General features: G+C 48.2%; 12 protein-coding genes and 1 tRNA gene. 2 read left to right on the top strand and 11 right to left on the bottom strand.

Annotated elements, in window-relative coordinates; all coding sequences use genetic code 11:
• Positions 1-60: 60 nt before the first annotated feature.
• The 6 genes from pheS to R6242_RS09470 form a co-directional block, all read right to left on the bottom strand.
• On the bottom strand, positions 61-1,047 hold the full coding sequence (gene pheS, locus R6242_RS09495; RefSeq protein ID WP_318426205.1) for a phenylalanine--tRNA ligase subunit alpha: 987 nt from the start codon (positions 1,045-1,047) through the stop codon (positions 61-63).
• Positions 1,048-1,186: 139 nt separating this feature from the next.
• Positions 1,187-1,546 (bottom strand): 50S ribosomal protein L20, encoded by a 360-nt coding sequence (gene rplT, locus R6242_RS09490; protein WP_130105454.1) that lies wholly within the window; start codon positions 1,544-1,546, stop codon positions 1,187-1,189.
• A 16-nt stretch (positions 1,547-1,562) separates the two neighbouring features.
• Entirely contained in the window at positions 1,563-1,760 is a 198-nt protein-coding gene (gene rpmI / locus R6242_RS09485) for a 50S ribosomal protein L35 (protein ID WP_046352269.1), read from the bottom strand.
• Positions 1,761-1,926: 166 nt separating this feature from the next.
• Positions 1,927-2,460 (bottom strand): translation initiation factor IF-3, encoded by a 534-nt coding sequence (infC, locus tag R6242_RS09480; protein WP_374759883.1) that lies wholly within the window; start codon positions 2,458-2,460, stop codon positions 1,927-1,929.
• A gap of 42 nt (positions 2,461-2,502) precedes the next feature.
• Positions 2,503-4,407: a threonine--tRNA ligase gene (gene thrS, locus R6242_RS09475; RefSeq protein WP_318426204.1), complete on the bottom strand. Its 1,905-nt coding sequence runs from the start codon at positions 4,405-4,407 to the stop codon at positions 2,503-2,505.
• A gap of 236 nt (positions 4,408-4,643) precedes the next feature.
• Positions 4,644-4,720: transfer RNA gene (locus tag R6242_RS09470), tRNA-Val, on the bottom strand.
• A gap of 505 nt (positions 4,721-5,225) precedes the next feature.
• Between R6242_RS09470 and R6242_RS09465 the strand changes: the two genes are divergently transcribed.
• The gene (locus tag R6242_RS09465) at positions 5,226-5,927 is read left to right on the top strand and encodes an NF038120 family PEP-CTERM protein (RefSeq protein WP_293935643.1); all 702 of its coding nucleotides are present in this window, start codon (positions 5,226-5,228) and stop codon (positions 5,925-5,927) included.
• Positions 5,924-9,067: a S8 family peptidase gene (locus R6242_RS09460; RefSeq protein WP_318426203.1), complete on the top strand. Its 3,144-nt coding sequence runs from the start codon at positions 5,924-5,926 to the stop codon at positions 9,065-9,067. Before R6242_RS09465 ends, R6242_RS09460 begins: the two co-directional genes overlap by 4 nt.
• 71 nt (positions 9,068-9,138) lie before the next feature.
• Here R6242_RS09460 and R6242_RS09455 read toward each other — a convergent pair whose 3' ends face one another.
• The 5 genes from R6242_RS09455 to nuoL all read right to left on the bottom strand — a co-directional run bounded on the left by R6242_RS09455 (position 9,139) and on the right by nuoL (position 15,046).
• Complete coding sequence (locus R6242_RS09455) at positions 9,139-9,489, bottom strand: hypothetical protein (RefSeq protein ID WP_318426202.1); 351 nt, start codon at positions 9,487-9,489, stop codon at positions 9,139-9,141.
• Positions 9,490-9,565: 76 nt separating this feature from the next.
• Complete coding sequence (locus R6242_RS09450; RefSeq protein ID WP_293935640.1) at positions 9,566-9,862, bottom strand: DUF2818 family protein; 297 nt, start codon at positions 9,860-9,862, stop codon at positions 9,566-9,568.
• A complete protein-coding gene (nuoN, locus tag R6242_RS09445; protein ID WP_318426201.1) occupies positions 9,862-11,316 on the bottom strand; it encodes an NADH-quinone oxidoreductase subunit NuoN in 1,455 nt (484 codons plus the stop codon). The genes R6242_RS09450 and nuoN overlap by 1 nt, the downstream gene beginning before the upstream one ends.
• Before the next feature lie 91 nt (positions 11,317-11,407).
• Complete coding sequence (locus R6242_RS09440) at positions 11,408-12,907, bottom strand: NADH-quinone oxidoreductase subunit M (protein ID WP_318426200.1); 1,500 nt, start codon at positions 12,905-12,907, stop codon at positions 11,408-11,410.
• Between the two features lie 84 nt (positions 12,908-12,991).
• Positions 12,992-15,046: an NADH-quinone oxidoreductase subunit L gene (nuoL, locus tag R6242_RS09435; protein WP_318426199.1), complete on the bottom strand. Its 2,055-nt coding sequence runs from the start codon at positions 15,044-15,046 to the stop codon at positions 12,992-12,994.
• Positions 15,047-15,050 lie beyond the last annotated feature (4 nt).

Genomic DNA, 15,050 nt, shown 5'->3' with positions numbered 1-15,050 from the left:
GCCAAGTCAGCTAAAGCAAGTATTACGCTTTAGCTGCACTCCTTTTTTAAACAGCAGCAATTACTTGAACTGCTCGAGGAAGGAAATATCGTTCTCGAAGAAGAGGCGCAAATCATTCACGCCGTAATACAGCATTGCAAAACGATCTAGACCAATACCAAAGGCAAAGCCTGTGAATTTCTCGCTATCAATACCGACATTTTTTAGTACATTAGGATGCACCATGCCGCAGCCCCCCACTTCCATCCAACCTTTAGACCACTTTACATCGATCTCGGCGGAAGGCTCGGTAAACGGGAAGAATGAAGGGCGAAAGCGCACTTCCAGATCATCACGCTCAAAGAACTGGCGCAGAAAGCTGACAATCACACTTTTTAAATCGGTAAATGAAACATCTTGATCAACCCACAGGCCTTCCATCTGATGGAACATCGGCGAGTGCGTAGCATCAGAATCAACACGGTAAACACGACCCGGCGCGATAATCTTAATCGGCGGCTCATGGCTTTCCATATAACGCGCTTGAATAGGGGAAGTATGCGTGCGCAATACTTCACCACCTTCCACGTAAAAGGTGTCTGCCATACCGCGAGCAGGATGATCTGGCGGCAGATTCAAGGCTTCAAAATTATAAAAATCTGTTTCGATTTCGGGGCCATCAGCCACAGCGAAACCCATAGAGTGGAATAGCGTTTCTATACGCTGACGCACCAGTGTTACTGGGTGCAAGCCACCACCAGCCAGCCCACGGCCAGGCAAGGTGATATCTAAGGCTTCAGCCGCTAATTGCTTAGCCAGCTTATCTTGAGCAATAGATTCTCTACGCGCATTAAGCGAGGCTTCAAATGCTTGCTTAGCCTGATTAACGATTGCACCAAAAGATTTTTTTTCTTCGGGTGGCAAGGTGGCTAACTGTTTTAAGAGCGCAGAAATCTCGCCCTGCTTGCCAATAAATTGCGCCTTGGCATTTTCAAGTTCGTTCGGGTCATTGGTTGCATTTAATGCAGCCAAGCCTTTTTCCAGAATCGCTTGTACGTTATCAACCATGATCTTGCGGCAATCTCAGGCAAATTGTTTTGCTCAAGCTGACGCATCAATTAAGACAGTCAGAAAAAGCAGCCCTTTGGTTAAACCAAAGGAATAAAAAAGGGAGGCCAGAAGCCTCCCCCTCTTGTCGACCAGCCGATTAGGCGGCTAATTTCGCCTTAGCTACTTCAACAAACTGGGCAAAAGCCGGTTTGTCAAAAATAGCCATATCAGCGAGAACCTTACGGTCAACTTCAATACCAGCTTTCTTCAGACCGTTCATGAAACGGCTGTAGGCCAGACCGCACTCACGGGATGCAGCGTTGATACGCGCAATCCATAGGCGACGGAACTGACGCTTTTTCTGACGACGGTCACGGTAAGCGTATTGACCTGCCTTCATGACAGCCTGTTTGGCTACACGATAGACATTTTTACGACGACCACGATAGCCTTTGGCCAGAGCGATGATTTTCTTATGACGGGCACGAGCTGTAACACCACGTTTAACGCGAGGCATGAGTCTTTTCCTTTAGTTATGCGTAGGGCAACATTGCACGGACAGAAGGCATGTTCGACGGATCGACCATGCTTGTACCGCGCAGCTGGCGCTTAGTCTTAGTGGTTTTCTTGGTCAAGATGTGACGCTTGAAAGCGTGACTACGCTTAACGCCACCACCACCGAGAACCTTGAAGCGCTTTTTAGCGCCGCTCTTGGTCTTCATCTTAGGCATGATGAACTCCTACTACTGAGTTAGATAGGGCGACAGGCGCCATAGCGGTTACCCGCTTTGCACTTAATACCTGCCACCACGTTTTTATTACGGCTGCTGGCTGACTTTAAAAACAATCAACCTTGCCAGACGCAGCCGCTAGCCCGGTCATTTTTTGCAAATGGAATTAGATGGCTTTCTTTTTAGGAGCCAACATCATCACCATTTGACGCCCTTCCAGACGCGGATACTGCTCAACCACAACCAAATCGCCCAGATCAGCTTCAACACGTTTCAGCTGAGCCATACCGATTTCTTGGTGAGCCATTTCACGACCACGGAAACGCAAAGTAATCTTTGCTTTATCGCCCTCGGCAAGGAAACGAGTCAGATTACGCAGTTTGATCTGGTAATCGTTCTCGTCAGTACCTGGACGGAATTTAATTTCCTTGACCTGGACCTGCTTCTGGTTCTGCTTGGCGGCGTGTTTCTTTTTCGAGTCCTGATACTTAAATTTGCCGTAATCCATAATGCGGCAAACAGGCGGCTGTGCTGTTGGTGCGATTTCCACCAGATCAACATTGGCCTCTTCGGCCAGAGCCAAAGCCTCGGAAAGGCTGACGATACCAAGCTGCTCGCCATCCACACCCTGCAAACGTAACTCACGGGCGGTGATTTCACCGTTAATCCGTGGTTCTTTATCCTGAGAAGCTATTGTGATTCTCCAAGTCGTTCAAAATCAAAACCGTGCGACGGCCATAGGTTAAAGCTGAGGCATTTCTGATTTTAGACGCTCAACGAGCGCTTCAATCGTTAACTGCCCTAAGTCTTCACCAGTACGGCTACGCACGGCCACTAGGCCTGCCTCTTTCTCTTTATCACCAATAATTAGCTGATAAGGAAGACGTTGCAGACTATGCTCCCGAATTTTATAGGTAATCTTCTCATTTCTCAAGTCCGCTTGAGCTCTAAAACCAAGAGACTTGAGTTTTTCGGTCACTTCTACGGCATATTCACGCTGTGCATCCGAAATATTCAGTACCACAAGCTGCGTTGGTGCTAGCCAAACAGGGAAAGCACCAGCGTGATTTTCGATAAGAATACCAATAAAACGCTCCATCGAGCCTAATACTGCGCGGTGCAGCATCAAAGGACGGTGTTTTGCGTTATCAACCCCAACATACTCAGCACCTAAACGCTCAGGCAAATTAGGATCGATCTGTAAAGTACCACATTGCCACACTCGACCTAGACAATCTTTTAATGAAAATTCAATTTTGGGGCCATAAAAGGCACCTTCACCTGGCTGATACTCGAAAGCCAAGCCTTTAGAATCAAGTGCAGCGGCCAATGCAGCCTCGGCATGATCCCAGCTTTCTTCTGTGCCAACACGTTTTTCCGGACGAGTGGAAAGCTTCACCAAAATTTCATTAAAGCCAAAGTCAGCATAGACCTCTTGCAGCAAATCAATAAATGATGCGGCTTCTGACTGCACTTGCTCTTCGGTACAGAAAATATGTGCGTCATCTTGCACAAAGCCGCGCACGCGCATAATGCCGTGCAAAGAGCCCGATGGCTCATTACGATGGCAAGAGCCAAACTCTGAAAAACGCAATGGTAAATCACGATAGGAGCGCAGGCCTTGATTAAAGACTTGAATATGTCCTGGGCAATTCATCGGTTTTACCGCGTAATCGCGTTTTTCTGACTCTGTAGTGAACATTGCATCGTGGTAGTTTTCCCAGTGGCCAGACTTCTCCCACAAGGAGCGATCCATCACCATCGGGGTACGAATTTCCTGATAGCCATGCTGATCAAGCTTCTTACGCATATATTGTTCAATCGTCTGCCACAGTGCCCAGCCCTTAGGATGCCAAAACACCATACCTGGAGCTTCTTCTTGCATATGAAACAAATCAAGCTGCTTGCCGATTTTACGGTGATCGCGCTTTTCTGACTCTTCCAACATATGCAAGTACTGCTCCAGCTCATCTTTTTTAGCCCATGCAGTGCCATAGATGCGGGTCAGCATTTCATTTTTACTATCGCCACGCCAGTAAGCGCCCGCTACCTTCATTAGTTTAAATACTTTTAACTTAGCTGTAGATGGCACATGCGGGCCACGGCAAAGATCAGTGAAATCACCTTCGCGATACAAGCTCAGCGCTTGATCGGCAGGAATTGACTCGATAATTTCAGCCTTATAAGCCTCGCCAATGGATTTAAAGTAAGCCACTGCATCATCACGAGACAACTCATAACGCTCAACAGGGATATCCTTTTTAGCCAATTCACTCATTTTCTTTTCGATTGCGAGCAAATCTTCAGGAGTAAATGGGCGTTTATAAGCGAAGTCGTAATAGAAGCCGTTCTCAATCACAGGGCCGATGGTGACTTGAGCGTCAGGGAACAGCTGCTTTACCGCATGAGCCAGCAAGTGAGCGGTAGAGTGACGAATCACCTCTAAGCCGTCGCTATCTTTATCGGTAATAATGGCGAGCTGAACGTCTTTATCGATCAAGTAACTGGTGTCGACCAAGGTGCCATCCACCTTCCCAGCCAAAGCGGCGCGCGCAAGACCCGCACCGATACTAGCAGCTACATCACCCACGGTAAGCGGGGCGTCGAATTGTCGTTCAGAGCCGTCTGGCAGGGTCACGATAGGCATAGTTTGTCCTGTGCTGCGCGTTAAGAGAAGGGTTGAAATGCTTTCTAAAAGAGTAACAGAAGCCGTAAAAAATGAACGAAAAAAAAGTGCGGCTTACGCCGCACTTTTTATAAATCAAGCCCCACGCACTCGCCGCTAGAATCACTCTGCAGTGGTGCTAGTTCGATCCATGGGGCTTAACTCCATCTGATGCAGATATGACTTAAATTTCACAATCATACCTATTGAATTTTTTTTGGTAGGGTTGGTGAGATTCGAACTCACGACCTCTTGGATGTCGACCAAACGCTCTAACCAACTGAGCTACAACCCTAGCGCTTTTAACTAATTTGCTTGTTCAGCAAGATCAGAGAGAGCGGATTCTAGATTAATTCTGCCGCCCACACAAGCAAAAATTTAAATTTCAGCCGTAAAATCTGAGCCAAAGCTAAACAGCTATAGCCCACCTCGCCACATGCAATTTATGTAAGCGGCATCAAAAAAACACTTCACTTTAGATTTATTCTGTTATTTCAAACAATTACATCAACACGGTCAGCCATGGAAATATGCAGTTCTTAGGCAAGGACTAGATAAGACTGCTGCAAAAGAGAGACAAATTAATAGCTTATGCTCACAACATCTGGACGCGCTGGCATTATTTGTTATTATTCACACAGCTTACTACATAAAAAAGCAATGTAAGTCGTTTCAAACACTTCTCTCCTTATAAAAATAATCGGGCAAAAAACCCATACCTGTTGGCATGTAGTTTTTATGTCTGAGTTTTGAGCACCCTACGCTGTTCATTCCAATCAAAGAGATACACAGGGAGTTATATGAAGAAATCACTCAAGATGGCACTGCTTACCGCTGCCATTGGCTTGGCCATGCCTGCTGCTCAAGCATCGCTGATTAATTTTGATACATTAAAAGGTGATGTTTTTGAAGGCGGAGATTTAATCCATGCAGACCCGCAGTTCAGTTTAAAAGTGCTGGGTGATGGGCTAGCAGGCGCGATTGCCACCAGCAGCAGCTGCGCGGTTCTTGATTGCCCAGCTGGCAATAACACCCCTTACTACCTTGGCCTAAATGATGGCGGACTGAGTATTTCCAGCCAATATGGTTTTAAGCTGAGTAGTTTTTCCAGCAGCTTTGCAGCTCCACTGAGTGCAGGTATTCCCTTTACTGTTGCTAATTTGATTGTCTATGGCAAAGGTCTTGGCGGAGAAACCTTTAGCGATAGCTTCACATTGCCTGGCCAAAATGCCAGTGGAAAATGGTCTTTTAGTGATTTTAAATACACCGCAAACAATCGTGTCTTTAAGGAAATCAGTTTTGCGGCATGCCTCACTACCACCACGGGTGAATGCGTTCCCTTTAGTAATAACCAAGCTCAATTCGGGCTGGATAATATTAATGTTACCGCCGTTCCTGAACCTGCTGAATGGCTGCTGATGGCACTGGGTCTAGCAAGTATCAGCATGGTGGTGCGCCGTAAGCACAAAGCTCAGAACAACTCTGCAGGGATTGCATCATGATGAAGCGCAGTATTATCAATTTAGCCATCGTCGCTTTGCTGAGCGCCGGAGCGGCAAGCTTTGCCTCTGCAGATGAAGCACGCCTGCCGTATATTATTCAGCTAGCAGACAAACCAGCGGCTTCCTACACCGGTGACATTAGTGGCTTAAAAGCCACAAAACCAGCGGCAGGCCAGTTGCTTGATATTAATGCCTACGATGTGCAGGCTTATATCAACTATATCGAAACCAAACAAAATAATGTGCTTGCCACTATAGCGAATGCACCAGTTGTGCATAACTATCAGGTTGTTTTCAATGGCTTCTCTGCCATGCTGACCGACGCTGAAGTTAGAAAGCTTAAAAACAGCGCCGATGTTGTGGCAATTACACTTGATCAGCCACGTAGTATCCAAACTAACTACACACCTAAATTCTTAGGCTTAGATAAACCTGGTTCAGGCCTTTGGTCACAGCTCAATGGCGCTGGCAGTGCTGGTGAAAACATTATTATCGGTGTGATTGACACCGGTGTATGGCCAGAAGATCCTTCTTTTGCCGATCGCGTGAATGCCAATGGTGAGGCCACACATGATGCCAACGGCAACCAGGTTTATGGCGCGCCACCTGCATCGTGGAAAGGCTCTTGCGAAAATGGTGAAGGTTTTGCTGCAGCTAATTGTAATAACAAGCTGATTGGTGCAAAAAAATTCAGAGCACAGTACGAAGCGCTGGTTAACAGTGGCGCAAAAGTACCGCACTGGAGCGACTACAACTCTCCACGTGACAGCGATAGCCACGGCTCGCATACCGCTTCAACCGCAGGTGGGAATGGCAAAGTAGCCGGAACAATTGGCGGCGCATCCATTGGTTACCTATCAGGCATTGCACCACGCGCCCGCCTTGCTACCTACAAAGTATGCTGGACATCTAACGACCCTATTCTTGCTGCCGGAAAAAACAACTGCTACGGCGGCGATAGCATTAAGGCGATCGAAGCGGCAGTGAGCGATGGTGTGAATGTATTGAACTACTCAATCAGCGGTGGTGAGCAGCTGAATGATCCCGTTGACTTAGCCTTTTTAGCGGCAACCAATGCAGGTGTCTTTGTGGCTGCATCTGCTGGCAATAGCGGGCCCGCCAATATGGTGGCGCATATCGGCCCATGGTTAACTACCGTTGCGGCATCAACCCACGACCGCGTACAAGAAAGCACCGTTACGCTTGGCAGTAAGGTTCTTAAAGGCGGCTCGGTTAACCCAGCCCCGCTAACAGCAAACTTAATTATTGCTAAAAATGCCGGTGTGACCGACTACGCCAGCCTATCTCCTGCCAGCAAAACAGCACTCGACCGCTGCTATGGCGATGCAGATGCTGTACCTGCCGACGCAAAGCTTGACCCTGCCAAAGTTGCAGGGAAAATCGTGTTATGCGATCGCGGCTCAACGGCTCTTGTTAACAAAAGTGCTGCCGTACAAAGCGCGGGTGGCGCAGGTATGCTGCTCGCCAACGTAGCAGGTGGCTCAGCAACTATCACCGCATTTTCACACGTGATTCCTACAGTACATCTGAGTGCTGCCGATGGCGTAACGGCAAAAACCTATGCAGCTGCAGCCAGTGATGCGGCTCAAGCGGTATTTAGCAAATCAATTACAGCTTCATCAGGTAATGCACCGCTTATGGCAGATTTTTCATCACGCGGCCCAAACCGTGCGGATGCAAATGTGCTTAAGCCCGATCTAACCGCACCTGGCGTTGATATTCTTGCCGCATCACGCCCTTTGCTTACAGAAGAGCAGCGTAATCAGGTGGCCAATGGCGCGGCAGCTCCGGCTGAATGGCAATCTATGCAAGGCACGTCGATGTCTAGCCCACACGTGGCAGGTCTTGGCGCACTACTGCATCAGCTGCACCCGACATGGTCGCCTGCGGCAATTAAATCTGCCCTGATGACTAGCGCATACACCACGCTGAATGACGGGCAACCTGGCCTGCAAAATGGCTTGTTGCCATGGGCTCAAGGTGCAGGGCATGTAAACCCTAATGTTGCCGCTGATCCTGGCTTAGTCTATGACGTCAGTGCAATTGATTATGACCGCTACCTTTGCGGGCAAAATCAGCTAAGCCCAGCTAAATGCAGTGTGATCGGCAGCATTCAGCCTTACAATCTGAATGTACCTTCATTAACCACCGCCAATGTTCTCGGTAAATTTACCTTTACCCGGACGGTGACCAATGTAAGCGATCGTGCCTCCATTTATACCGCACAAGCAGCAATCAGCGGCTTTACTGCCGCAGTCTCACCAGCAACACTGAGCCTAGCCCCAGGTGAGAGCAAATCCTTTACGGTAACGCTGAGCCGCACTACTGCGCCAAGAAACGTTTATCAGTACGGCGCTCTGGTTTGGTCAGATGGCACACATACCGTGCGTTCTCCTCTAACAGCTAAGGCTAGCCTGCTAGCTGCGGTTTCACAGCTCAGCAGCGAAGAAGCGTCAGGCAGCAAGGTCATTACGATTGCCACCGGCAGCGATGGCAAACTGACCTTGACTAAAGGCGGCCTAAAAGAAGCAACACTGAGCAGCGGTGCCATTGCTACTGATTCCGGCGCAAAAGACGGTGTACTGGAATGCACGGCGGGTAACAGTACCGCTGGCGTTAAAGTCCATAACTTCAGCGTTCCGACCAACAACCTTGTTAGCCGTTTTGCTCTCTATAACTCAGACACTCAGCACGGTGGTGAAGATGACTTAGATTTACTGGTCATGAACGCTGCGGGCGTCAAAGTAGGTGCTAGCGGCAGCGATGGTTCTAACGAAACAGTGCAGTTATTTAATCTGCCTGCCGGTAACTACAAGGCTTGCGTAGTAGGTTATGGTGTTAAGGGTGGTAACAGTAGCTACACCTTATCTAGCTGGATTATTAACTCTGGCGATGTCGGTGGTGAGTTTAAAGCACTGGCTCCAAGCAAAATCTACGTAGGCGGTACTGCCTCCGTAGGGTTTAGCTGGAAAAGCCTGCCAGTAGGTAAACGCTACCTTGGCAGCGTTGCTTACCTGATTGATGGTGTATCACAGACTAATACCGCGCTAATGGTAGAAACCAATGACCCACTACCAACAGCAGCATCAGTCACACGCGCTGTGGGTGCTGGTATATAAATCTTAAGCTGACAAAGCAAAACGGCGAACCTGAGTTCGCCGTTTTTTTTATCTGCTTTTTTTGCTACTTTTTAATAAGCACTTTCACCCTGTAATACGCATTGCTTCTTACTGCATACTACGGCTGGGCGGCTCACTAAGCTGCAATCAGACAACTCACCACTACTTTTAATCTGCTCCGCTCTCTCATCATTGTATTTTTTAGCTAAGAAAGCAATCTTGTCCGCCTTGCCTTCTGCCACAGACCATGGCCAATAAAACTCTGGCCCGCCACAAGATTTAAGCCCCAGAGCGAGTACTCGGCACTGCGTATCCTGCTCACAGCTGGCTTGGCCCATTTCCTTTTTGAGTGCTGACAAAAGATCATTCGCCGTCGCCAGCGTAGTACATAACATAAATAAGACCGCGCTCAATTTCTGCATAGGTTCACCTCTTTATGGCGGATCAGCAAACATATTTTAAACACAAAAAAGCCCAACAGCAGTTGGGCTTTTCTTATTAAATACCTGGTTTGCGCCAGAAATAACACCAGACAAACCCAGGCCAAGCAAATACGATAAACATCGCAAAAGTCGTGGCAAAGAAAGGCCAGCTCTGGGCATGCACCGGAGAAAGACGTCCCTCCAGTAATCTTGCCAATAAACCCAGCGCAATATAAAGCAGTACCAGCTCTAATAAACGCCAGTGAAAGCCCTTTACCTTTTTTGCCGGAATGCAAAAAATGATGCGCTCAAAAAAGAAAGGCAGGTTGGCAGCAATAAATGCCAACCCGCACAGCAAGTACACATTATTCATTACATTGGCACGAGCGATGAAGTGACGGCTTGTGACAATACCGCCATCAGGCGATCTGGCATCAGGCCCAATACCAGTAATAACAGGCAGTTTACGGATAACACCAACTTAGTATCCAAGCCAGCAACAATCGGTGCGGTATCTGTGGCTTCGTCAAAGTACATAATTTTAACGATGCGCAGATAGTAGAAAGCGCCGATCAGCGAGAAGATCACCGCCAATACCGCCAACCAGACATAGCCTAGATTAACAACGGCCTGTAATACCGACAACTTGGCAAAGAAACCAATAAAGACCGGAATACCTGCCATAGAAAACATCACAAACATCATCATGCACGCAAACCAAGGGCTGCGAGTGGCAAGGCCTTTGAAGTCGTCAATTTTATCGGCCTCAAAGCCTTCACGAGATAGCAGCATCACCATACCGAAACCAGCGGCAGCGGTAAGCATATAAACCATGGCGTAAAAGAACGATGCAGAATAACCAATCGGGCTAGCAACTAAAATACCTAAGAGCAAGAAGCCCATATGCGAGATGGTTGAATAAGCCATCATGCGCTTCATGCTAGTTTGCGCAATCGCAGTCAGATTACCAATCGCCATCGACAATACCGACAGCACAATCAGCATGCCACGCCAGTCAAAGGCATAACCTTCCATACCCTGCGCCAACAAACGAATCACAAAAGCAAAAGCCGCCAGCTTTGGAGCTGAACCAATCAGCTGAGTAATCAGCGTAGGCGCGCCTTCGTATACATCAGGCACCCACATATGGAACGGTACAGCACCCAACTTAAAGGCAATACCCGTTACCAAGAACACCAGACCAAATGCGGCCAACATGCGGTTGGCTTCACCACTGGCAATTTTATGTGCCATCACAAACACATCCAGCGAAGCGGTTGCGCCGTAAATCATTGACATACCGTAGAGCAACATCCCAGAAGCCAAAGCGCCCAGAATAAAATACTTCATCGCCGCTTCTGTGGAAGCAATTGAATCGCGTTGCAAAGCGACCAGCGCATACAAAGACAAAGAAAGTAATTCAAGCCCCATATAGAGCGTTAAGAAATTAACGCTAGAGGCCATAATCATCATGCCTGCCAAAGCAAACAAGGTGAGGGTAAACAACTCGCCACGGAATAAGCCACGAACAATGGCGTAATCACGGCCATAAATCAGCACCAGTGCCACACCTAAAACCATACCAAGCTTGGCAAGTTGCGCGATGGGGTCGCTGATAAACAGGCCATTAAAAGCCAGCTGCGGAACGGGATACATGCTGTTCACAACCAGCAAAGCCGTTACGGCCAACACCAAAAGAGTCAGCACATAAGTGATATGCCGCTTGGCATCAGACACAAATAAATCAAGAAGAAGTACCGCACAGGTAGCAAGCAGCAGGAAAATTTCCGGCATTGCCACCCAAGCATTAAGGCTCGTCCAGGTCATTATGCAACCCTATCAAATAATATTGTGGTCCGAAGGTATAAAACCTCAGGATAAAATCGGAAAGCCAATTCTGGCTTCCGACTATCGCTTATCAGTGCAATTTGCTTTGTGAAACATGCCAGATTAAATCATTCACTGACACATGCATCACATCTGCAAATGGCTTTGGATAGAGGCCCATGCCAAGCACAGCAACCGCCAGCACAGCAAGAATCAGGAATTCGCGGCTGTTTACGTCTTTAAGATGCTCAATATGCGCATTCGCCACTTCGCCAAACAGCACCCGCTTGTACATCCACAGGGTATAAGCTGCGCCAAAAATCAGCGTAGTTGCACCAGCAAAGGCGTACCAGAAATTCACCTGCACCGCCCCCAGAATCACCATAAATTCACCGGCAAAACCAGAAGTACCCGGCAGACCCGAATTAGCCATGGCAAACAACATCATAAAGCTGGCAAAGATCGGCATTTTATTGGCCACACCGCCGTAATCTGCAATTTTACGGCTGTGCACACGGTCGTACATCACACCGATACAGAAGAACATTGCGGCGGAAACAAAGCCGTGAGAAATCATTTGCAGTAATGCACCTTCTACCGCGTACTGGTTTAACTGCGTGCCACCGGCAAACATAAAGAAGCCCAGCGTGACAAAACCCATATGCGAGATCGAAGAATAAGCCACCAGCTTTTTCATATCGGTTTGAACGAGCGCAACCAAACCAATGTAAATCACTGCAACTAAAGACAGCGCCACAAACACCCATGCGTATTCACGTGCAGCGTCTGGTGCAATCGGCAGAGCAAACCGCAAGAAGCCATAAGCACCCAGCTTCAGAGTAATCGCCGCCAATACCATCGAACCACCGGTAGGCGCTTCAACGTGGGCATCCGGCAACCAAGTGTGCACCGGCCACATTGGCACTTTTACGGCAAAGGCAAAGAAGAAAGCGATCAACACTAAAGTCTGTGCCGTCATTCCTAAGGGTAGGCGTTGGAAGTCTGCGATTTCAAAGCTACCGCCAGTTTGCTGATACAGGTAGATAAAACCAACCAGTGTCAGCAAAGAGCCAAGCAAGGTGTAAAGGAAGAACTTAACCGACGCATAAACACGGCGCGGGCCACCCCAGATACCAATAATCAGGTACATAGGAATCAGCATGGCTTCAAAGAATACATAGAACAAGATTGCATCCATGGCGGCGAATGCGCCATTGATCAAGCCCGACATAATCAGAAACGCGGCCATATATTGCCCGACACGCTTTTCGATCACTTGCCAGCCAGCCAAAATCACCATCAAGGTAATAAAGCTATTCAAGATCACAAACAGCATCGAAATGCCATCAACCCCAAGGTGGTAGTTGATATTGAATGAAGCGATCCACGGCTTCAGCTCTTCGAACTGCATACCGCCATGTAAAGATTCAAACTGCGTGTACAGCGGAATGGTTACCAAGAAACTTAGCAAAGCGCCAATCAACGCCAGCCAGCGTGCGGCCGTCGCGTTTTTGTCCCCGCCTGTCGCGAGTACTACAAGGCCCGCCACGATCGGCAGCCAGATCGCGAGGCTTAGAAGATTACCCGTCATAGTCAACCTACTTGTTAATTTAATTCGTAAGGGGGATTCGATCTAGTAAGACCTTCCCCCCCGATCCCCGGCAAGATGCCGGCTTTAGGCCAGCAGGCCAGCAATCCACCATGTCATCAGGCCAATGGCACCAATAATCATGGCAAAAGCGTAGTGGTAGATATAACCGGTTTGCAATTTACGCGCCGCTGCAGCAAACAAGCCCACCACCTTAGCCGTACCATTGACAAGCAAGCCATCGATAATAAAGGTATCGCCTACTTTCCAGAACAGCGTACCCAGCACTCGGCCACCTGCGGCAAAACCGTTGATATACAGGTGATCCATATAGTACTTTTCATCGAGCAGCTTCTTGATCCCAATAGAAGTAAAGAAGCGATCGAGTGCCGCAGGAATACTTGGCTTCACTAAGTAGAAGTACCAGGCCACCACTACACCTGACAAGGCCAGCCAAAATGGCAAGCTAGTCAGCGAGTGAATACCCATCGCACCTGCACCGTGGAACTCTTCTTTTAGCATTTCCATAGTTGGGTGAAGTTCGTGATTAACAAAAATCACACCCTTAAAGAAATCACCGTAAAGCATAGGCTCAATCGCAAAGTAACCGATCACCAGCGATGGAATCGCCAGTAACACCAGTGGTAGAGTCACCACCCATGGTGTTTCATGCGGTTTTTGCCCTGGAGCCAAGCCATGATGATGCTCATCTGCATGCCCATGGTCATCATCATGTGCATGAGCGGCATCGTGGCCGTGTGCATCGTGCGCCTTGCCGAAACGCTCTTCACCGTGGAACACCAAGAAGTACATACGGAAAGAGTAAAACGCGGTCACAAATACACCAGCAACCACGGCAAAGTAAGCAAAGCTTGCGCCTGGCAGATGAGACTCCGCCACGGCTTCAATAATCGAATCTTTAGAATAGAAACCCGACAAGAAAGGCGTACCAATCAGTGCCAGCGATCCAATCAAGGAAGTAATCCAAGTAATCGGCATATATTTCTTCAAGCCACCCATATTGCGGATGTCTTGATCGTGATGCATACCAATAATCACTGAACCTGCAGCCAAGAACAGTAGCGCTTTAAAGAAAGCGTGTGTCATCAGGTGGAATACCGCTACCGAGTAAGCAGAAGCACCCAGCGCCACCGTCATATAGCCAAGCTGCGATAGTGTTGAGTAAGCCACCACCCGCTTGATATCGTTTTGGATAATCCCGAGAAAACCCATAAACAGCGCGGTAATCGAGCCAATCACCATCACAAAATTCAGCGCAGTATCAGATAGCTCAAACAATGGCGACATACGTGCCACCATAAAGATACCTGCCGTTACCATCGTTGCCGCGTGAATCAGTGCGGAAATCGGTGTTGGGCCTTCCATCGAGTCTGGCAGCCAAACATGCAGCGGGAACTGAGCCGATTTACCCATCGCACCGATAAACAGCAAGATGCAAGTCACCGACATCAAAGACCAAGTGACATTTGGGAACAGACTAATCGTGGCGTCTTTTAGCGCTGGTGCTTTAGCAAACACATCGGCGTAATCCAGCGAGCCAAAGTAAGCCAGTACCAGACCAATCCCGAGTAGAAAACCAAAATCACCCACACGGTTGATCAAAAAAGCCTTCATATTGGCAAAAGTAGCCGTCGGCTTTTTAAACCAGAAACCAATCAAGAGGTATGAAACCAGCCCCACCGCTTCCCAACCAAAGAACAGCTGAACGAAGTTATTCGCCATCACCAGCATCAGCATTGAAAAGGTAAACAAGGAGATATAACTAAAGAAACGCTGATAACCAGGGTCTTCCGACATATAACCGATGGTGTAGATATGCACCATCAAGGATACAAAAGTCACCACACACATCATCATTGCGGTGAGCTTATCGACCAAGAAACCAACGTTAAAATCAACGCCATTAACGGTCAGCCAAGTGTAAACCGTACCGTTAAAGTTATTCCCACCTGAAACCAAGTGGTTTAAAACATAAGCCGACATCAGGAACGAGGCAGCAACACCACCAATCGTGACCAGATGTGAGGCTCGCCGCCCGATCGCCCAGCCAAACAGGCCTGCGACCAGCGCTCCAAACAGGGGAGCCAGCGGGATTAAGAGATAAATCGTTTTCATATCCATTTGT

The sequence above is a fragment of the Iodobacter sp. CM08 genome, from assembly GCF_033446605.1.
Lineage (GTDB): Bacteria > Pseudomonadota > Gammaproteobacteria > Burkholderiales > Chitinibacteraceae > Iodobacter.
Note: the sequence above shows the minus strand (reverse complement) of the source record. Positions and strands in the feature narration are given on the sequence as shown.

Coding starts and splice junctions, on each gene's coding strand:
- pheS (WP_318426205.1), bottom strand. CDS start 1,047: ATGGTTGATAACGTACAAGCGATTCTGGAAAAAGGCTTGGCTGCATTA.
- rplT (WP_130105454.1), bottom strand. CDS start 1,546: ATGCCTCGCGTTAAACGTGGTGTTACAGCTCGTGCCCGTCATAAGAAA.
- rpmI (WP_046352269.1), bottom strand. CDS start 1,760: ATGCCTAAGATGAAGACCAAGAGCGGCGCTAAAAAGCGCTTCAAGGTT.
- thrS (WP_318426204.1), bottom strand. CDS start 4,407: ATGCCTATCGTGACCCTGCCAGACGGCTCTGAACGACAATTCGACGCC.
- R6242_RS09465 (WP_293935643.1), top strand. CDS start 5,226: ATGAAGAAATCACTCAAGATGGCACTGCTTACCGCTGCCATTGGCTTG.
- R6242_RS09460 (WP_318426203.1), top strand. CDS start 5,924: ATGATGAAGCGCAGTATTATCAATTTAGCCATCGTCGCTTTGCTGAGC.
- R6242_RS09455 (WP_318426202.1), bottom strand. CDS start 9,489: ATGCAGAAATTGAGCGCGGTCTTATTTATGTTATGTACTACGCTGGCG.
- R6242_RS09450 (WP_293935640.1), bottom strand. CDS start 9,862: ATGAATAATGTGTACTTGCTGTGCGGGTTGGCATTTATTGCTGCCAAC.
- nuoN (WP_318426201.1), bottom strand. CDS start 11,316: ATGACCTGGACGAGCCTTAATGCTTGGGTGGCAATGCCGGAAATTTTC.
- R6242_RS09440 (WP_318426200.1), bottom strand. CDS start 12,907: ATGACGGGTAATCTTCTAAGCCTCGCGATCTGGCTGCCGATCGTGGCG.
- nuoL (WP_318426199.1), bottom strand. CDS start 15,046: ATGGATATGAAAACGATTTATCTCTTAATCCCGCTGGCTCCCCTGTTT.